21 protein-coding genes and 2 pseudogenes are annotated in these 19,022 nt (G+C 57.4%); 15 read left to right on the top strand and 8 right to left on the bottom strand.

Features of this window, described 5'->3' with window-relative positions:
• The first annotated feature begins 71 nt into the window (after positions 1–71).
• Positions 72–875: a SirB1 family protein gene (locus tag ALO80_RS18640; protein WP_055010060.1), complete on the top strand. Its 804-nt coding sequence runs from the start codon at positions 72–74 to the stop codon at positions 873–875.
• Positions 876–1,070: 195 nt separating this feature from the next.
• On the opposite strand, the gene ALO80_RS18635 is transcribed toward ALO80_RS18640, so the two are convergent.
• The 3 genes from ALO80_RS18635 to ALO80_RS18625 form a co-directional block, all read right to left on the bottom strand.
• The gene (locus tag ALO80_RS18635; protein ID WP_083493331.1) at positions 1,071–1,628 is read right to left on the bottom strand and encodes a hypothetical protein; all 558 of its coding nucleotides are present in this window, start codon (positions 1,626–1,628) and stop codon (positions 1,071–1,073) included.
• A 212-nt stretch (positions 1,629–1,840) separates the two neighbouring features.
• Positions 1,841–2,752, bottom strand: coding sequence for an SDR family oxidoreductase (locus ALO80_RS18630; RefSeq protein WP_055010059.1), 912 nt, complete (start codon positions 2,750–2,752; stop codon positions 1,841–1,843).
• Between the two features lie 110 nt (positions 2,753–2,862).
• Entirely contained in the window at positions 2,863–3,315 is a 453-nt protein-coding gene (locus tag ALO80_RS18625; RefSeq protein WP_055010058.1) for a flavodoxin, read from the bottom strand.
• 209 nt (positions 3,316–3,524) lie between these two features.
• Between ALO80_RS18625 and ALO80_RS18620 the strand changes: the two genes are divergently transcribed.
• The 7 genes from ALO80_RS18620 (at position 3,525) to ALO80_RS18590 (ending at position 7,427) form a co-directional block, all read left to right on the top strand.
• The gene (locus ALO80_RS18620) at positions 3,525–4,130 is read left to right on the top strand and encodes a hypothetical protein (RefSeq protein WP_054984423.1); all 606 of its coding nucleotides are present in this window, start codon (positions 3,525–3,527) and stop codon (positions 4,128–4,130) included.
• A 151-nt stretch (positions 4,131–4,281) separates the two neighbouring features.
• On the top strand, positions 4,282–4,851 hold the full coding sequence (locus ALO80_RS18615) for a hypothetical protein (RefSeq protein WP_054984424.1): 570 nt from the start codon (positions 4,282–4,284) through the stop codon (positions 4,849–4,851).
• A 235-nt stretch (positions 4,852–5,086) separates the two neighbouring features.
• Positions 5,087–5,797, top strand: coding sequence for a dihydromonapterin reductase (gene folM, locus ALO80_RS18610; RefSeq protein WP_055010068.1), 711 nt, complete (start codon positions 5,087–5,089; stop codon positions 5,795–5,797).
• 21 nt (positions 5,798–5,818) lie between these two features.
• On the top strand, positions 5,819–6,382 hold the full coding sequence (folE, locus tag ALO80_RS18605) for a GTP cyclohydrolase I FolE (protein WP_054984425.1): 564 nt from the start codon (positions 5,819–5,821) through the stop codon (positions 6,380–6,382).
• Positions 6,382–6,753, top strand: coding sequence for a dihydroneopterin triphosphate 2'-epimerase (folX, locus tag ALO80_RS18600; protein ID WP_054984426.1), 372 nt, complete (start codon positions 6,382–6,384; stop codon positions 6,751–6,753). Before folE ends, folX begins: the two co-directional genes overlap by 1 nt.
• Positions 6,754–6,796: 43 nt before the next feature.
• Positions 6,797–7,093, top strand: a complete 297-nt coding sequence (locus tag ALO80_RS18595) for a DUF1244 domain-containing protein (RefSeq protein ID WP_054984427.1) — start codon at positions 6,797–6,799, stop codon at positions 7,091–7,093.
• On the top strand, positions 7,086–7,427 hold the full coding sequence (locus ALO80_RS18590) for a HopJ type III effector protein (protein ID WP_055010057.1): 342 nt from the start codon (positions 7,086–7,088) through the stop codon (positions 7,425–7,427). The genes ALO80_RS18595 and ALO80_RS18590 overlap by 8 nt, the downstream gene beginning before the upstream one ends.
• A 118-nt stretch (positions 7,428–7,545) precedes the next feature.
• Here ALO80_RS18590 and trxB read toward each other — a convergent pair whose 3' ends face one another.
• Complete coding sequence (gene trxB / locus ALO80_RS18585; protein WP_055007264.1) at positions 7,546–8,508, bottom strand: thioredoxin-disulfide reductase; 963 nt, start codon at positions 8,506–8,508, stop codon at positions 7,546–7,548.
• 366 nt (positions 8,509–8,874) lie between these two features.
• On the opposite strand from trxB, the gene cysZ reads away from it, so the two are divergent.
• Positions 8,875–9,636 carry a sulfate transporter CysZ gene (cysZ, locus tag ALO80_RS18580; RefSeq protein ID WP_055010056.1) on the top strand — a complete coding sequence of 254 codons (762 nt, stop codon included), beginning with the start codon at positions 8,875–8,877 and terminating at the stop codon, positions 9,634–9,636.
• Positions 9,637–9,820: 184 nt separating this feature from the next.
• Complete coding sequence (locus ALO80_RS18575; RefSeq protein ID WP_055010055.1) at positions 9,821–10,168, top strand: hypothetical protein; 348 nt, start codon at positions 9,821–9,823, stop codon at positions 10,166–10,168.
• A 97-nt stretch (positions 10,169–10,265) separates the two neighbouring features.
• On the opposite strand, the gene ALO80_RS18570 is transcribed toward ALO80_RS18575, so the two are convergent.
• Complete coding sequence (locus tag ALO80_RS18570; RefSeq protein WP_055010067.1) at positions 10,266–10,862, bottom strand: hypothetical protein; 597 nt, start codon at positions 10,860–10,862, stop codon at positions 10,266–10,268.
• Positions 10,863–11,208: 346 nt separating this feature from the next.
• On the opposite strand from ALO80_RS18570, the pseudogene ALO80_RS32360 reads away from it, so the two are divergent.
• Positions 11,209–11,544, top strand: a pseudogene (locus ALO80_RS32360) (hypothetical protein).
• 221 nt (positions 11,545–11,765) lie between these two features.
• Positions 11,766–12,986: a glycosyltransferase family 4 protein gene (locus ALO80_RS18565; protein WP_055010054.1), complete on the top strand. Its 1,221-nt coding sequence runs from the start codon at positions 11,766–11,768 to the stop codon at positions 12,984–12,986.
• On the opposite strand, the gene ALO80_RS18560 is transcribed toward ALO80_RS18565, so the two are convergent.
• The 3 genes from ALO80_RS18560 to ALO80_RS18550 form a co-directional block, all read right to left on the bottom strand.
• The gene (locus tag ALO80_RS18560) at positions 12,955–14,058 is read right to left on the bottom strand and encodes an NADH:flavin oxidoreductase (protein ID WP_055010053.1); all 1,104 of its coding nucleotides are present in this window, start codon (positions 14,056–14,058) and stop codon (positions 12,955–12,957) included. The two genes, ALO80_RS18565 and ALO80_RS18560, sit on opposite strands and share 32 nt — an antisense overlap.
• Positions 14,059–14,230: 172 nt before the next feature.
• Positions 14,231–14,719, bottom strand: a complete 489-nt coding sequence (locus ALO80_RS18555; RefSeq protein ID WP_054984435.1) for a glutathione peroxidase — start codon at positions 14,717–14,719, stop codon at positions 14,231–14,233.
• Positions 14,720–14,901: 182 nt separating this feature from the next.
• Complete coding sequence (locus ALO80_RS18550; protein WP_054984437.1) at positions 14,902–15,387, bottom strand: FKBP-type peptidyl-prolyl cis-trans isomerase; 486 nt, start codon at positions 15,385–15,387, stop codon at positions 14,902–14,904.
• 14 nt (positions 15,388–15,401) lie between these two features.
• Here ALO80_RS18550 and ALO80_RS29810 point away from each other — a divergent pair.
• From ALO80_RS29810 to ALO80_RS18540, 3 genes and pseudogenes are all read left to right on the top strand, one after another.
• Positions 15,402–15,707 (top strand): annotated as a pseudogene (locus ALO80_RS29810) (DUF3565 domain-containing protein).
• A gap of 77 nt (positions 15,708–15,784) precedes the next feature.
• Complete coding sequence (gene pta, locus ALO80_RS18545; RefSeq protein WP_055010052.1) at positions 15,785–17,875, top strand: phosphate acetyltransferase; 2,091 nt, start codon at positions 15,785–15,787, stop codon at positions 17,873–17,875.
• 63 nt (positions 17,876–17,938) lie between these two features.
• Positions 17,939–18,844 (top strand): acyltransferase, encoded by a 906-nt coding sequence (locus tag ALO80_RS18540; RefSeq protein ID WP_055010051.1) that lies wholly within the window; start codon positions 17,939–17,941, stop codon positions 18,842–18,844.
• Positions 18,845–19,022: the final 178 nt, after the last annotated feature.

Below are 19,022 nucleotides of genomic sequence, written 5' to 3'. Positions count from 1 at the left end.
CGCTGGACGAAATTCCCGCGCGGGGCTACAAAGAGTCTTCGTACTGGATTTTGAGCCGCACGGAGTGGTCGATGACTCCACGTCAGCATTGCCTGTCCTGCCTGCAAAAAACGCCACCCCTGGTGTTTGAGGCCGCGCTATGGGTGTCGACCGAGCATGACGCGCACTTTGCGCGACATGAGGTGATGAGCGACATGGACCAGTTGCAGCGCCAGATAGGCGCTGCGCTACCTGTCCTGCCCACTCCCGAACTCGCGCAACCCCTGTTGCGACAACTCAATGCGCTGGGGTTCCAGCAGGATGACTGGAACCCGCCCAAGCCCGATTCAGCGCTCCTGCACAAGGTCGTGCAACAGCGCCGAGGCCAGCCGTTGGGGCTGGCGATGGTCGCTCTGGAGATTGCACGGCGGCTGGAGATTGCGCTGGAAGGGGTAAACTTTCCGGGTCACTTCCTGCTGCGCGTGCCGGGTGCCGATCATTTGCTCGACCCCTGCAGCGGGCGCAGACTTTACCCCAAAGACTGCCGCGAACTGCTGATAAGGCAATTCGGCCCAACCATGCAGTTGCGCGCCGAGCACATGACGCGTGCCACACCGACCAGCATGCTGCAGCGGCTGTCACGCAACCTGAGGCACTTGCATCAGATCAACGATGATTTTCTCGCTGCTCTCAAGGACGCAGACCGAATCGTCGAGCTGGGCCAAGCGACCAGCAGCGATCACCTGGCCCGTGCCAGCCTGTATAAATTCCTGGAATGCCCGCAGGCCGAACGTTTCGACCTGGAGCGCGCGCTGTTGCTCAGTGAAGATCCGCTGCAACGCTTTGAGCTTGCCCAGCGCCTGAGCCGTCTGCCGGCCAGTAACAGGGTTCATTGAACCGCGTATGCTCTTCCTGCGAATTGTTACCTGCCCGGTAAGGGTGCATATCCCCTGCGGGGATTTTTCAGCGCAACGAGGGCAGGTAACCTGCGCGCGTTGAATCGACGTGGATTTGCAAGCTCCCTTGATCCTGCGTTTTGTTTGGCCGCTGCCTGTACAGGTACAGCGGCCTTTTTTATTGCCTGGGCAACCTCACGCCTTGGCATTCGGTGATCGTTTGACCAGCCCCTTGTTTTCCATATCCTTGATCTTGCGCATGTCGTAACTGTCGCCCGATTCGGCGAATGCCTGAAGATTCTGCATGATATGGATCGTCTTTATGTAATCCGGCAATAATATCTTGGCGTAAGGATCTCCGCTCATTGCCTTTTCTTTCATTTCAATGATCCGATTGGCAAAAAACTCCAGCGCATTGATTTCCTTGGCTGGATCGACGAGTTTGCCTTTCTTGTCGAATTCATCACCGGTTCGGCTCATGAGTTCGGCGGTGTGATTGTCGATCATGCCGAACTTGTACAAGATCATTCCGGCCCTGTTAAGGTCCTTCGGGGTAATCTGTTCAGGATTGAAGCCCTTGAACAGCGGCTTCATTTTGCGTTTCTCCATTGCCACCGAATTAAGCGCAATTGCGTTCTCACCCACCTCCTGCAAGACCTGAATGACCTGTGCTGCAGCCTTTTTTATCTTGAGTCTTGCCGGGGGCGCGGCGACAGTGACCGGTGGTAAGTCGCCCCACATTGTTTTGGCCATGTGATACTCCTGATATGAATGTAGTCAAACTTCATATCGGAGCTGACGCGGCCTAATTAATAGCCATAAAGAAATCCATCCCGTGCCTACAGTGCCCCAAGACCGTTCTGACAACAGAAAGTAAAAACCCTTATAAACAATTAAGTAATTATAAGCCCCCTTGGCCAGACAAACACTTTTCTCTCCGCTGTCCGTCGCCTATAAGAGCCTGATTAATTAACGTACTTTTGCAGATTGGCCATCATTTCTTTCAACGCCTCGATATTATCAGCGGGGTGCGCGGCGTTATCGAAATCCCCAATTGTCTGCCACTGCGCGGCGACGTCCTCGGGGCTGAAACCTGTCTGCGGGTCGAAGCAGGCTCCCTGACTGCGCTGCCAGCGGACCTTGCCGATCCAGCCGCCGCCCACTTCAAACAGGTCGCCGCTGCCCAGACACTGTTCGCTGCCCAGATACACCACCAGCGGGCTGACCAGTTCAGGCTTGAGCAACTCGAACACATTGGCCGGGATCAGGCCTTCGGTCATGCGTGTACCGCCCGTTGGCGCAATGGCGTTGACAAGAATCCGGTTCTTGCGACCTTCCAGTGCGAGGGTGCGCGTCAGCCCGTAAAGCCCGAGCTTGGCCGTTGCGTAATTGGACTGTCCGAAGTTGCCGTAGATACCGGACGTCGATGACGTGAAGATCACCCGTCCATAATTCTGCTCGCGCAGGTGCGGCCAGGCGGCATGGGTCACCTTGTAGGCACCCTCGACATGGACGCGATAAACGAGATCCCAGTCGGCATCCTCCATTTTGGCGAAGGTCTTGTCGCGCAGGATGCCAGCGTTGTTGACCAGTACATCGATACGACCGAAAGCATCGAGCGCGTGCTGCACTATCCGCTCGCCGTCGATCACCGAGTCATGGTTGGCTATCGCCGTGCCACCGGCCTCGCGTATCTCGGCCACGACACGATCGGCAGCCGACGCACTGGCCCCTTCGCCGTACGCCGAGCCACCCAGATCGTTGACCACCACGCGCGCACCATGTCTGGCAAACAGCAGCGCATGAGAGCGTCCCAGCCCGCCACCGGCGCCAGTCACAATCACGACTTTATCTTCGAAACGTACCGACTCGCTCATCGCAGGCTCCAGGCTTAAAGGACACGTGCGATGAGTGTCGTCCAGGCACCTGCCGGTCACAATCAATACTCGCTGTGCTGAATCATGCCTGATAAAGCAGCAGGATGATTTCAGCCCAGGTGCTTGATGAACGCTGCCAGCCAAGGCTCGGCGTCGGTTTCCGGGGTTACGCTTTCACTTCCGTCCAGCCGCAGCATGTCCTGCACTTCATTCACACCCAGTTCAGCGAACAATTCGCGCATCTGCTCGCCGCCGGCGCAGAAGGTGTCACCGTAGCTGGCATCACCCAGTGCGATCACCCCTCCCGGCAAACCGCGCAGCCTGGCAGGCAGAAGATCACGCAACTCTGAATGGAGCGGCACGAGGTTGTCGGGCAATTCGCCCATTCCCGTGGTCGACGTCACCGCAAGGATTGCGTCGGGCCCGAAGGCCAGCACGTCAGGCAACGTCATTCGTGGGTTGACGAGTGTCTCGTGGCCCGCGGCACGCAACAGTGCAGAGGCGTGTCTGGCAACTTCTTCGGCCGATCCGTAGACCGTTCCACACACGATGGCAACTTTCATGGCTATTCCTGCAGCAGCTTAAAAAAAGTGAAACATTATGCCTTAGAATGCCATCTGAATTTTCTACGGACCATTCTGCCTTTGGCCTGCACGGAAACCGCATGGCAAAGTTGAAACATTAAAAGGGAACAATACGATGAGCGGTCAGAACAACTTGCGGAATCAATGGTCTTTGTTCTCAATAACCGGTCAGACCGAGTCTTCCGCCAATGCAACCTGATTCACTCCTCACACAGGCTGAACTGGACTTCATCCAGAGCATGCAGCGCAATCCGAAGCTGAACGTACGCGACAGTACGCGCAGTCTGCTGGTCAATGGCGGGGTTCAGATTCAGGATCTGTTGACGCGTCTGGCCGCTCACGAGCAGGTGACGATCCATGCGCAGTTCGAAAACCAGCAGATGAATTTCCCTCTGCACCTGGTGGAGGACGAATTCCATGCACTGCACCTGGAGCTGGGCGCACCGAGTATTTTCGAGGAAGGCCCGAAGATTCGCCCGTGGCGACTCGTGCTGGAAGAGCCGATCCCGCTCGAAACAGAAAAAGGCGCATTGACGGCGCTGTGGGTACACGAGCTGTCGTTCAAGGGCGTGCTGCTTGAGTACCGCAAGGAAGGCAAGCTGCCGAGAAACTTTTCGGCCTGGTTCAACCCGCCAGGTCATGCGCCTATTCCGATGCGCGGCAAGCTGGAGCGAATGACCGAGCCCAATGTCGGTGCCTATCACTTCAGCAAGCACGGCAAGGACGACGCCGAGCGTTTGCGTCAGTACATTCTGCAGGAGCATCGTCGCAAGCATCCGTCCTTGCACAAGTAATCCGCCGACGCAGCAAATCTCTACCGGTCGCGCAGCGTTTAAGGAATAATCCTTGCTTGCTTTTCAAGTGAAGCTGTCGCGACCCATCACCCCGGATCGCGGCATGTGACCTCCCTACCCGGGAATCTCACGCCTCTACCGGAGATACACAATGTCTACCTCACCCGTCACCCTGATGGTTGCCCGCCGCGTGGCGCATGGTCGCTACCATGAAATGATGGCCTGGCTGCACGAAGGCGAACAGTTGGCCACGGATTTCCCGGGCTATCTGGGCTCTGGCGTGCTGGCTCCCCCGCCTGGCGATGACGAGTTTCAGATTATTTTCCGCTTCACCGATGAGCACACCATGCACGCCTGGGAGCATTCCGCCTCCCGACGCTCCTGGCTGGTGCGCGGCAGCGGTCTTTTTGCGCAACCTTCGGAACATCGCGTCAGTGGTATCGACGGCTGGTTCGGCGCAATCGATCAGCGCCCGCCCCGCTGGAAACAGGCCGTTGCGATCTGGCTGGCGTTTTTTCCGGTATCACTGATCTTCAACTTCCTGCTCGGTCCGCTGCTCAATCATCTGGACCTGCTGCCTCGTATCATGATCAGTACAGCGGTGCTCACCCCGCTGATGGTCTATCTGTTCATTCCCCTGTCCACGCGTCTGCTCGCACCCTGGCTGCAAAGCGCACCAGCGACACCTGCACGCCCGACACAGTCGCCATCCCCTCGCTAATATCGAAAAGACCTGTACACGCCTGATACTCAGGTACAGGTCTTTGCAACCCCGACACACGCTCAATTCTCCATGACGCTTACGGACAGCGCTTGCTCACGCTGCCTCTACAGGCGCTTAATATCGCACAGGGTTGTACAAAAAAATTCTCTGGTATAACTTTGCCTGTGAACTGGAAGAAACAATCGACCGTACAATCCCCGTCCACTTCGGACAACTGATACGCGAGCTGTCGATGGCCTTATCTTCTGCACCGATCCTGATCACCGGCGCCAGCCAGCGCGTGGGCCTGCATTGCGCCTTGCGCCTGCTCGAGCATGGGCATCGGGTTATCATCAGTTATCGCACCGAACATGCGAGTGTGACGGAACTGCGCCAGGCCGGAGCAGTGGCGCTCTACGGCGACTTTTCCTGCGAAACCGGAATCACGGCGTTCATCGATCTGCTGAAGACCCAGACCTCGTGCCTGCGTGCCATCGTTCACAATGCGTCCGAATGGCTGGCAGAAACCCCTGGCGAAGAAGCCGAAAATTTCACCCGCATGTTCAGCGTGCATATGCTGGCACCCTATCTGATCAATCTGCACTGCGAGCCTTTACTGAACGCCAGTGAGGTCGCTGACATCGTGCATATCAGCGATGACGTAACCCGCAAGGGCAGCAGCAAGCACATCGCCTATTGTGCAACCAAGGCCGGCCTGGAAAGCCTGACGCTGTCCTTCGCCGCAAGGTTCGCCCCTCTTGTCAAAGTCAACGGCATAGCACCTGCGCTGTTGATGTTTCAACCCAAGGACGATGCAGCCTACCGCGCCAACGCCCTGGCCAAGTCGGCCATCGGCATAGAGCCTGGTGCAGAAGTGATTTACCAGAGCCTGCGCTACCTTCTGGACAGCACCTATGTCACCGGCACCACACTGACCGTAAACGGCGGACGGCACGTCAAGTAAGCCGCCCCGAGGAACATTCTGATGAGTTCATCCCTGCCACAGCACTACCGGGAAATCCTTCTGGGCCTTGGTGAAGATCCAGACCGTGAAGGCCTTCTGGACACCCCGAAACGCGCCTCCAAAGCGATGCAGTATCTGTGTCATGGCTACACCCAGAGCGTCGAAGAGATCGTCAATGGCGCCCTGTTCGCTTCCGATAACGATGAGATGGTGATTGTCCAGAACATCGAGCTGTATTCGCTCTGCGAGCATCACCTGCTGCCATTCATAGGCAAGGCGCATGTGGCTTATATCCCGACCGGCAAGGTACTGGGCCTGTCGAAAATCGCACGCATTGTGGATATGTTCGCCCGCCGCCTGCAGATCCAGGAAAACCTGACCAAACAGATTGCCGACGCCATTCAGGCAGTCACGGGGGCCGCAGGTGTCGCCGTGGTCATCGAGGCCAAACACATGTGCATGATGATGCGCGGTGTCGAAAAACAGAATTCGACCATGAACACGTCAGTGATGCTGGGTGCCTTCCGCGATTCGAGCACCACCCGCATGGAGTTTCTGCAATTGATCGGACGGAGCAGGCAATAATGGCAAGACTCGAACCTGGCACCGCACGCATCCGGGTCAAGGACCTGCGCCTGCGTACATTTATCGGTATCAACGAGGACGAAATCGTCAACAAACAGGATGTGCTGATCAACCTGACGATTCTCTACGCGGCACAGGAAGCCGTTCGGGACAACGATATCGAGCATGCACTCAACTATCGCACCATCACCAAAGCCATCATTCAGCATGTCGAAGGGAACCGCTTTGCCCTGCTGGAAAGACTGACGCAAGAAGTGCTGGACCTGGTGATGAGCCACGAAGCAGTGACCTACGCTGAGGTGGAAGTCGATAAGCCGCATGCGCTGCGCTTTGCCGAGTCGGTATCGATCACGCTCGCCGGTCAGCGCTGAAACTCTTATCATGGCGCGAACCGTCTATTTAAAAGAGCCCGTCATGACCGAGCAAGAACGCCTCGAACTTGAAGCTGCAGCCTTCCGTCGTCTGGTCGCACACCTGGACAGCCGCAAGGATGTCCAGAACATCGACCTGATGAACCTGTCCGGCTTTTGCCGTAACTGTCTGTCCAAGTGGTACAAGGCCGCTGCCGATGAAAAGCACATCGACATCAGCCTCGATGATGCCCGCGAAGTAGTTTATGGCATGCCGTACAACGAGTGGAAAGCGCTCTACCAGAAAGAAGCGAATGCCGAACAACAGGCGGCGTTCGCCAAGGAAACCAGACATGACTGATCTGAACTCCCTGCGCAACAGTCTGCGCAGCGGCGAGCATGCATTCGCCGATACCCTGGCCTTCATCGCGCAGGGTTACGACTATCAGCCTCAGGCATTCAGAAATGGCAACGTTGACAACGCTGCCGGACAAAACGAAGGCTCTTGCAAGACACTTGGGCTGGCGTTACTGGAGGGCTTGAGCGACGAGGAGGCACTGCTGGCGTTCGGCGAACACTACCGCTCGGTGCAAGCCACCCCCGAAGGCAGCGACCACGGCAATATACGTGCGCTGATTGCGAGTGGTCTGGCGGGTGTGAAGTTTGAAGGCGAGCCGCTCAAGCGCAAGGCTTGATCAAGCGTCTGTAAACCTGTCGTTGCTCACGGTCCAGCGTGGCAGTGTCTTTCCGACACTCCACGCTTGATCCGGTGCGTGCCGATTTGCATTGGCACGAGAGTGAATCAGACGGCAATCAGAACGATACGTCTGCCAGCCCGTCCAGGTAACGCTCTACGTCCAGCGCTGCCATGCAGCCCGCACCGGCCGAGGTAATTGCCTGACGATACACGTGGTCGGCCACGTCACCGGCAGCAAATACGCCTTCGACGCTGGTTGCTGTGGCGTTGCCTTCGCGGCCGCCCTGTACGACCATGTAACCGTCCTTCAAGGCCAGTTGCCCGTCGAACAGCGAGGTGTTCGGTGTATGGCCGATAGCGATGAACACGCCGTCGACTTTCAGTTCGTCGCTGCTACCGTCATTGTTCTTCAGGCGCGCACCGGTCACGCCCATGTTGTCACCCAGCACTTCGTCCAGCGTGGCGTTGAGCTTGAGTTCGATCTTTCCTTCGGCAACGCGTGCGTGCAGCTTGTCGATGAGAATCTTCTCGGCGCGGAACGTTTCGCGACGGTGAACCAGGGTCACCTTGCTGGCGATGTTGGCCAGGTACAGCGCCTCTTCCACAGCGGTATTGCCACCACCGACCACCGCGACCTCACGGTTGCGGTAGAAGAAACCGTCGCATGTGGCGCACGCAGAAACACCCTTGCCCATGAAGGCCTCTTCCGAGGGCAGCCCCAGATAACGGGCACTGGCACCAGTGGCGATGATCAGCGCGTCGCAGGTGTAGGTTGCGCTGTCGCCCTGAAGGCTGAACGGCTTGCCGGCCAGATCAACGGAGTTGATGTGATCGAAGACGATTTCAGTCTCGAAACGCTCGGCGTGCTCACGCATACGCTCCATCAGCGCAGGACCGGTCAGACCATGGGGATCGCCCGGCCAGTTGTCGACTTCAGTGGTGGTGGTCAATTGACCGCCAGCCTGCATGCCGGTAATCAGCAGAGGCTTGAGGTTGGCGCGTGCGGCGTAAACCGCAGCGCTGTAACCGGCAGGGCCGGAGCCGAGAATAATCACTCGGGAATGACGTACGTCTGACATGACACACTCCTGTCGACCGACTGTTCAAGCCGCAATCGAAACAGCTGGATAAAAAAGGACCGCCGAAACACTTGGGGAAGTGCCATTCACTCGGCGGATCCTGAAAGTTCTGACGCCTGAGACAGGTCCTGAAATTGGTGCCAAGCCTATCGGGGTAGCAAAGGTTAAGGAAATATCGTTTCACAATCCACCCCATAGGTCACTTCTATAGAATGACTGGGCGACAGCGGCGTGCTCACATCAACATCCGGCCCCTACGGGCGCAGGCCACGCGCAGCGAACGGCCCTCGACGCTGACCGCCATCAGCTCTTTCATGCCTGTCACAAAGTCGGTAAGGTCACGCCTTTCAGCACCTGGAGGCTGCCATGCCCGCTCCCGCCCTCACCGGCCCGCAATACCTCAGAGAGGGCCTGAAACTGGTCCTCAGTCCTGGCTTGCGATTGTTCGTTCTGCTGCCATTGAGCATCAATGTGGTGTTGTTCTGCGGTCTGATCTATCTGGCGGTGCACCAGTTCGAGCTGTGGGTCGACACCTTCATGCCCACGCTCCCTCACTGGTTGAGCTTTCTCAGTTATATCCTCTGGCCGCTGTTCGTGGCGCTGGTACTGCTGATGGTGTTCTTCACCTTCACCGTGGTCGCCAATATCATCGCCGCGCCGTTCAACGGTTTTTTGTCCGAAAAGGTCGAAGCCGTGGTTCGTGGCGTGGACGACTCGCCCGATTTCAGCTGGGCCGAACTGGTGGCCATGGTGCCACGCACGCTGGCCCGCGAAGCCCGCAAGCTGGGCTATATGCTGCCGCGCATGCTCGGGTTGTTCATCCTGTCGTTCATCCCTGTGGCAAACATCATCGCCGCCCCGCTATGGCTGCTGTTCGGCATCTGGATGATGGCGATCCAGTACATTGACTACCCCGCCGACAACCACAAACTGGGCTGGAACGAAATGCTCGGCTGGCTGAAAAGCAAACGCTGGCAGAGTCTGAGCTTCGGCGGCATTGTCTACGTCGCCTTGCTGATCCCGGTGGTCAACCTGCTGATGATGCCTGCGGCAGTGGCCGGTGCGACATTGTTCTGGGTGCGCGAGCGCGGGGCGGATGCGTTGCCGGTGACGCAGGCAAGGGGCTGAAGGCTTGAAAGGCCGGGCCGTGCAATACGGCCCGGCCGACCTGAAGAAAAAGTCACACGCTATATATAGTTACCGCACTCGACCTTTCCGACTGAGGCTCAATGAAGCCTCAACCAACCCGTTCATGTGAAGCCCGCTTCCATCGAACACGGCGACACATGAAACTTAACAAGGATGTTAAATCATGAATACTCCAGTAAACCCAGCGGCATTTACTACCCAAAACACTGCAACCGTCGAAGAAAAGATTCGCGCCTTTCTGATCAGCGAACTGTCTGAGTGGTCGATCAACCCGGATGATGTGTACATCAACGGTGTGAACAATCCCGAAGAGCGCCTGGTCATCAGTTCCGCGTCCCTGACTGCCGAAGCAGTCAACCGCGTTTTCGAGAAAGACGCCCCCGCCTACTCCAGCCACGCCGCAGGCCTGTTCACCGTGGCTTACTCGTATGCCGACGAACATCGCCTCGCTGCACCAGACCTGGCCAAGGTGGGTGAAGTGATCGGCCAACTGGTCAATGACCTGGGCTGATTGCTCTGATTGACTGGCCGAGTGACGACAAAGCCTGAAAGAGTGCCGAATAGATAATGGATGATCTGTTCGGCACGTCAATTGGCGTCAGTAGTATCTACCCTGCAGCAGACGCAGAGAGGTAGGTCGGCATGCTCATCAACCAGATAGCACACCCGGCAAGAATCCATATGCCATTGGCCCATGTCAATCTTGAGTTGGTACGTCCCTCTGGATCAAGCGCCGCGGCATTCATCTTCGACTGCACCAGCATTAAATTAAATGTTTGCGCAGTTGCCAGCAGAACGGCCCATACCAGAAAGCCGCCGACCGGTTTGAATTGCATATGCCCAGAGACACCTTGCGAAAGCACCATCCCCGCAATAGTCAACGCCAGCAACACCAAAGCGCTAATCGCCCAGTACGCCATATGGCCACGACCCTGTCGGCGTAGACTTTTGTCCACCGTACGAAATAGCGGAAAGGCGTAAATAACGGCGAAGATCACACGCGCAACGGGCCACACTTTACTGCCTGAAAATTTCTTGTTCAGCGACCAGTTTCGATAAAACCAGTACATCGCGAAAAAGCCCGATGTCAAAAGGTACAGAATGAAGAATTTCTTTAGAGACACGACGTAAAATTCCGGACCGCTACTGCCCGACTCATCTTTTCCCAGGCTGGCTTTCGGTGGCGCATACATTAAATCTGACATTTCATATCCCTTTGAAAAGAGAGCGAATGCTATCAGACGAATCAAAACCCTGCAAAAAATATAGCTATAAAGAAGTTTCCTACAAACAAAAACTTCAAGCCTTACAACCATGACCGAACTCGTCTACCTGACCGCCGGCAAGCCGTTGCTGCTAGAGAACAAACGTTGCCAGCGTTTCAAAAAATTTCATGCAGGCCGCCCCTGTAGGCCAAAAAATCAGAACCCTGCCCACTCGACTCAAGCGCGCAGGACTAAACTAACATGTCAAGATTGGCCTTACGCTTGCTCTGTTGCGTCTAGATAACAGGAGCCATAGAGCAATGGAAAGTAACAGAGGACCGTTGAAATGACCTCTAGCAGCTCTACGCCGTTTCTGAACGTTACACCGTTGGGAGTACGACAAAAAACAACACCACTCACCACCCCATCGATACCTGGAATCTTCGCTAACGTGCTCGAAATTATCTGATTACGCTGTAATTTTTTACTGTGCTACTGGAAAAAATCGCAAAACCCGAGTCAAGCGCTTACTTTCAGAAAACAGAGGGTTGGGTACATAAAGAGAGAAGCCCCCCTTTATGAAGAGGATTACTTGAAAGGTACGCCCGCCGCTAAAACACTTGAGAAAATATTAAACTTTAACGACTCTCTTCCCAAAACATTTCGAGACATGGCCAGTTAGTAGCATGGGCGCACTACACACCGTTGGGAAATCTTGTAAACTTTTGCAGGACGCCAATACGCCTCATCACGGCTTTTATAAAACACATTTTACAATCACTCTATTTACTTATTGGCTATTATGCACAATGTCACACCCGCTCACCTGTCTCCCAGCGTCCTATCACCAATCCATCACACAACCGCCATATAAACGAAATGTAATCAGCCGACACTGCTCCCATGAGCCAAATCCTTAATGTCACCCTGATTACTGAAACCTTTACTCCCGAAATCAATGGCGTTGCCAATACCCTTGGGCGACTTTGTGACGGGTTGCGATTGCGCGGGCATCGGGTTGAACTGGTCCGGCCACGCCAGAATGACGAGACTCATGCGGGTGCTGCGGAAGACCTGCTGTTGTGCCGGGGCTGGCCGATACCGGGCTATCCAGGGTTGCAATGGGGTCAGTCTTCGATGCACAAGCTGTTACGGCGTTGGCAACGGCGTCGGCCGGATGTGCTGTACATCGCCACCGAAGGCCCGCTGGGGCTATCGGCATTACGGGCGGCGCGGCGCTTGGGGATCGCAGTGATCAGCGGCTTTCACACCAACTTTCCGCAATACACGCAGCAATACGGTATGGGGTTTATCACGCGATTGCTGACTCACTACCTGCGCTGGTTCCATAACCGTTCGCGCATGACCCTGGTGCCGAGCGTCAGCCAGAAGCTGGAGCTGGAGCGGCGTGGCTTTGAAAGGATCGAACTGTTGTCTCGCGGCGTCGACAGCCAACTGTTCACACCCGCCAGACGCTCGCAGTCGTTACGCGAGAGCTGGGGCCTGCAGGCAGGTGACATCGGGGTCATACACGTCGGACGACTTGCGCCAGAGAAAAATCTGGGGCTGCTCAATGCCAGCTTCGCAGCGCTCAAGGACAGTTACCCACAACGCAATATCAAACTGATTGTCGTGGGCGATGGACCTCAGCGGTCACAGCTTGAGCAACAGATCCCGGACGCGATCTTTTGTGGAACTCAGCGGGGCGAGGTGCTGGCGATGCACTATGCCTCGGCAGATATGTTTCTGTTTCCGAGCCTGACCGAAACGTTCGGCAATGTGGTCCTGGAAGCGCTGGCCTCAGGGCTGGGTGTCGTCGCTTACGATGAGGCCGCTGCCGGGCAGCACATCCGCCATGGCCACAATGGTGCGCTGGCGATGCCGGGTGACCAGACTGCGTTTATCGACGCGGCGCGCTGGTTGCTGGAAGACGACGAGACATTGCGTCGGGTGCGCCTGAACGCCCGGCAACATGCGAGTCGCCAGGGCTGGACAGCGATTATCGATCAGTTCGAGCGTCAGTTGCGTGAGGCGTGCCCCGGCGAAAATACCGCTCACGTCAAAGAAATCAGGCACGCAGCCACCAAGAAGATCAGACCAGTGTCATCAGTGCGTCTCGACTGAATGGCAGGATGTCTTGCTCGCGTCCCTCGCGCACTTTCACTGCCCAGTCCGGATCGACCAGCAGGGCACGCCCCACTGCCACCAGATCAAACTCGCCGTTGCCCAGCCGCTTCAGCAGATTCTCCAGACTGGCCGGTTGCGCGATCTTGTCGGTATTGACCATGAATTGCAGGAACTCGCCGTCCAGCCCGACACTACCGACGGTAATGGTCGGCTTGCCGGTCAGCTTGCGCGTCCAGCCCGCCAGGTTCAGGTCGGAGCCTTCAAACTCAGGCTCCCAGAAACGCCGGGTCGAGCAGTGGAAGATGTCCACGCCAGCGTCAGCCAGAGGTTGCAGGAATTCACCCAACGCTTCCGGTGTCTGCACCAGCCGCGCAGTGTAGTCCTGCTGTTTCCATTGCGAGAAACGGAAAATGATCGGGTAGTCAGGTCCCACTGCGACACGCACGGCCTTGATCAACTCGATGGCAAACCGCGAACGGTTGGCGAGGCTGCCGCCGTATTCGTCAGTGCGCTGGTTGCTGCCTTCCCAGAAGAACTGATCAATCAGATAACCATGGGCCCCATGGATTTCGACGCCGTCCATGCCAATCGCCTTGGCATCGGCGGCGGCCTGGGCAAAGGCAGCCACAACATCGTCGATGTCCTGCCTGTTCATGCCATGCACCAGCACCTGACCGTCCTTGACCTTCTCCATCGGCCCGTAGGCAGGCACGCTTGCGTGCGGCTCGGTACCGGGACGGCGCACTGCGCCTACATGCCAGAGTTGCGGGACGATCCTGCCGCCCTCCGTATGCACCGCCTCAACCACCTTGCGCCAACCGGCCAGCGGCGCGTCACCAAAAAACTGCGGAACGTCTGGATAGCCATTGGCAGCCTTGTGATTGACCGTTGTGCCTTCGGTAACGATAAGGCCTACACCTGCCGCCGCACGACGCCGGTAATACTCGACAACCTTCGAGTTGGGCACATGCCCCGGCGAGAACGAACGGGTCATAGGCGCCATGACTACCCGCGACGACAACGCCAGGCTGCCCAGGCGCAAAGGCGTAAACAAGGCTTCTACCGACATGCGGAACTCCGGACATAAGTGAATTGCACTGCGGCGACAGGCGCCAGATCAGGCGCGCAGGATATCGCCGGGCGTCAGCAATGGCCCAGTACTATTGATCTGGCTGATTTAAGTGCAGAAGCTGCGAAGGCAGAAGAAAGCCGGGCGAGCAATCGCTACCCCGGCCACATGATCAGTTTTGCGCCAGGGCCTTTTCGATGGCCAGAATCACTGCGGGATCATCCGGCGGAGTACGCGGAGAGAAGCGCGCGCTCACCCCACCGTTCTTGCCAACCAGAAATTTTTCGAAGTTCCAGGTGATGTCCCCGGGAAACTCGGCACCTTCGCCCGCCAGCAGGCGGTAAAGCGAATGCCGCTCTGGCCCGTTGACATCGAGTTTTTCACCCAGAGTAAACGTCACGCCGTAATTAAGTTCGCAAAATTCGGCAATCTCTTTTTCGGTACCCGGTTCCTGCCCGGCAAACTGGTTGCACGGCAGCCCGAGGATCTCCAGGCCCTTGTCCCTGTATTGCTGATAGAGGTTTTCAAGTGCTGCGTATTGCGGCGTCAGCCCGCATTTGGACGCGACGTTGACTACCAGAACCACTTTATTCTTGAAATCCGCCAGCGGCAGTTCCTGACCACCCAGCGCTTTCAATTTGATGTCGTGAAAAGCACTCATGAGAACCTCTTTTGAAACAAGTAACCCAAGGCCACAACCTGAAAAAAGGCACCGTGACCGCACGCGTAACGAAAGTCGTCATCGCAGAACAGCCAGGGCGCCTTTTCAGTGACCTGAGCCTGGGGTCTGTTTCCGTTCCAGCGCGGCCGCGATGAAACGGGAACGGACCCTGACCGCACAAATCAGTGTTGATGACCGCCTTCACCGTGAACATGGCCGTGAGCCATTTCTTCTTCGCTGGCATCGCGAATTGCCACAACCTTCACGTCGAAGTTCAGGCGCTGGCCTGCGAGCGGGTGATTGCCGTCGACAGTGACGTCATCGCCATCCAGATCGCGGATAGTCACGATCTGCATGCCGCCATCCGGGCCGGAAGCGTGAAACTGCATGCCGACTTCAAGTTTGTCGACACCTTCGAACATGCTGCTGCTCAGGGTGCTGACCAGCTCGGCAGAATATTCGCCGTAGGCATCTTCCGGCTCGACGGCGACTTTCAGCTCGTCACCGACGTCCTTGCCTTCCAGCGCCTTTTCCAGGCCAGGGATGATGTTGCCTGCACCTTGCAGGTAAACCAGCGGCGCACCACCGGCAGAGCTGTCGATGACCTCACCAGCGTCGTTGGTCAGGGTATAGTCAATGGAGACAGCCTTATTGGCGGCGATCGGCATGGGGACAAGACCTTTTGCTTAAGATTGAAGAACGAGCAAGTTTAACCAAGCAATCGCCCGAAAGCGAACGCAACTCTGACAGACGGCCCTGATTGGAAAGTTCAACGGTTATTGGCTTCAGGCAGGATGAAGAAGGGCACTGGATTGCGCTACTGTCCTGCGGCCACACTCAACACCTGCGTCACCAGCCACCGTGGCAGTCGCGTGCCTGGGTGCTGGACCCGATAAAACGTCAACAGATGACAGGTCAGGCCTTTCGTTGCGGCTGGTGTGCGAACGCTGCAGATAACGATAGTCTTGCCGCAGAGAAATCGCGCTAGACGATTTCCGGACTTTTTCGGTCGGCAGCTGTTCCCTATGTGCTGCGACCCTTGCACTGCTCAATCGAGAAGCCAGTATGCAGACTTTTTTCATCGCCCCCACTGACTTTGGCGTGGGGTTGACCTCCATCAGCCTGGGCCTGGTGCGCACGCTGGAGCGGGCCGGCTTGAAGGTAGGTTTTTTCAAACCGATTGCCCAGCCACATCCAGGGGATCTTGGCCCCGAGCGCTCGACCGAACTGATGGCCCGCACCCACGGCCTCAAGCCGCCCAAGCCTCTGGGCCTGGCGCATGTCGAGCGCATGCTCGGCGACGGGCAACTGGATGAACTGCTCGAAGAGATTATCAATCTTTACCAGCAGGCCGCTGTCGGCAAGGACGTGCTGGTCGTCGAGGGCATGGTCCCGACCCGTAGCGCGAGCTACGCCGCGCGGGTCAATCTGCATTTGGCCAAGAGTCTGGACGCCGACGTCATCCTGGTCTCTGCGCCGGAAAATGAAGTGCTTGCCGAGCTGTCGGGAAGGGTCGAGTTGCAGGCTCAGCTGTTTGGCGGACCCAAGGACCCGAAGGTGCTGGGCGTCATACTCAACAAGGTCCGCACCGAAGAAAGCATGGAGGTCTTCGCCTCGCGCCTGAAAGAGCACTCGCCGCTGTTGCGCAGTGGCGATTTCCGGCTGCTGGGCTGCATCCCCTATCGCGCCGAACTCAATGCACCGCGCACCCGTGATGTGGCCGAGTTGCTGGGCGCGCAGGTGCTGAACGCGGGCGACTACGATCAGCGTCGTATGTCCAGAATCATTATCTGTGCCCGTACGGTGCTCAACACCGTGCCGCTGCTCAAGCCGGGCGTGCTGGTGGTGACGCCGGGCGACCGTGACGACATCATTCTGGCGGTAAGCCTGGCGGCAATAAATGGTGTACCGCTGGCTGGCCTGCTGCTGACCAGCGATACCGTGCCCGACCCGCGCATCATGGAGCTGTGCCGAGGCGCATTCCAGGCCGGTCTGCCTGTGCTGTCGGTCAGCAGCGGTTCCTATGACACGGCAAACCGCCTCAATCAGTTGAACAAGGAAATCCCCATCGATGACCGCGAGCGCGCGGAAAACATCACCGATTTCGTTGCCAGCCACCTCGACGCCAGCTGGCTGCATCAACGTTGTGGCACACCCCGCGAGCTGCGCCTGTCACCCGCGGTGTTTCGCTATCAACTGATCCAGCGTGCCCAGGCAGCCAATAAACGCATCGTCCTGCCGGAAGGCAACGAGCCGCTGACCATTCAGGCAGCCGCCATCTGCCAGGCGCGTGGCATTGCACGCTGCGTGTTACTGGCCAGGCCAGAGGACGTGCAGGCTGTCGCGCAGGCGCACGGGATCGAACTGCCGCAGGGGCTCGAAATTCTTGATCCGGAGCTGATTCGAGAGCGCTATATCGCGCCAATGGTAGAACTGCGCAAAAACAAAAGCCTGAACGCACCCATGGCCGAGCAGCAGCTCGAAGACCCGGTGGTGCTCGGCACAGTGATGCTGGCGCTGGACGAGGTCGACGGGCTGGTGTCGGGCGTTGTTCATTCCACCGCCAATACCATTCGGCCTGCCCTGCAACTGATCAAGACCGCACCGGGCTGCACGCTGGTGTCTTCGGTGTTTTTTATGCTTTTCCCCGAGCAGGTGCTGATGTATGGCGACTGCATCATGAACCCGCACCCAAGTGCCAGCGAACTGTCCGAGATCGCTCTGCAAAGCGCCGATTCGGCCACAGCGTTCGGCATTTCGCCACGGGTGGCGATGATCAGCTATTCCAGCGGCAACTCAGCCAGTGGCGAAGAAGTGGAGAAAGTCCGCGAAGCCACGCAACTGGCTCGGGAGACCCGGCGCGATCTGTTGATCGACGGGCCGCTGCAGTATGATGCTGCCGCCAACGAGCATGTCGCCCGGCAGCTGGCTCCGGACAGCCTGGTGGCAGGACGCGCCAACGTGTTCGTGTTCCCGGACCTGAACACAGGCAATACCACGTACAAGGCGGTGCAACGCAGTGCCGACTGCGTAAGCCTTGGCCCGATGCTGCAAGGCCTGCGCAAACCGGTGAACGACCTGCCTAGAGGCGCACAGGTCGACGACATCGTCTACACCATTGCGCTGACAGCCATCCAGGCGGACACGCTGTCCTGATACCCGATCATGGTGCCGCAGAGCAGTCTGCGGCTTCCGACAACTTCCGGAGCCATCTCCTTCATGGATTTCCTGCCTGCCCCGTTACGCGGCGTCATTGCCTCGCTGTTGCTGGCGCTGAACACCATCATCTGTTGCTCGGTGCTGTTCGCGGTCACGATTCTCAAGATCTGCCTGCCCTTCTCTGCTGCACAGCGCTTCACCGACTGGCTGATGAGCCACATTCATGAAATCTGGATCGGTAACAACAATGCCTGGATCAGACTGCTTTGCCATACCCGCTGGCACCTGAGCGGCCTGGAAGGACTCGATTACCAGCACTCGTATCTGGTCACCAGCAATCACCAGAGCTGGGTTGACATCATGGTCTTGCAGTACGTGCTCAACCGGCGCATTCGCCCGCTGAAGTTCTTCCTCAAGCAGGAGCTGATCTGGGTCCCGATCATCGGTCTGGCGTGGTGGGCTTTGGGCTTTCCGTTCATGAAGCGCTACTCCAAGGCTTACCTTGCGAAACACCCGGAAAAGAAAGGCAAGGACCTGGAAACCACGCGCCGCACCTGTGCGAAATTCCGCCACAACCCCGTAGGGATTTTCAACTTCGCCGAAGGCACGCGCTTTACGGCCGGCAAACACGCCCAGCAGAACTCGCCGTTTCGCCACTTGCTCAAACCCAAGGCGGGCGGCATTGCCTTCGTGCTTGATGCGATGGGCGAACAGCTGGAGTCGATCATCAACGTGACCATCCACTATCCGGGCGGGCAACCCGGCTATTGGGACCTGCTGTGCGGCAACGTCAAGGAAGTGGTTGCCCACTTCGAAGAAATCAGGATTCCGCAGCAGTTCCTCGGCAAAAACTACGACCAGGACGGTGAATACCGGCTGGAATTTCAGCAGTGGATCAATGCGTTATGGGAGGAGAAAGACAGGCTGCTGGACAGACTGCATGAGCAGTATCCGGCGCGGCATTGATATTGACTGGTGAGAAGTGGAAGCGAGCTTGCTCGCGAAGAGGCCATCAAGGCCGCCGCAAACCTCGCGTTTCAGCTATCAACTGTTGTGCCAATGCTCCGCGTCGGCATGCCGTCCTGGACGCTGCGCCTCCTGCTCACGTCATCGCATTGCGACGCAGAGCGTCACACAGTGCATT

Source organism: Pseudomonas caricapapayae, assembly GCF_001400735.1.
GTDB lineage: Bacteria > Pseudomonadota > Gammaproteobacteria > Pseudomonadales > Pseudomonadaceae > Aquipseudomonas > Aquipseudomonas caricapapayae.
Note: the sequence above shows the minus strand (reverse complement) of the source record. Positions and strands in the feature narration are given on the sequence as shown.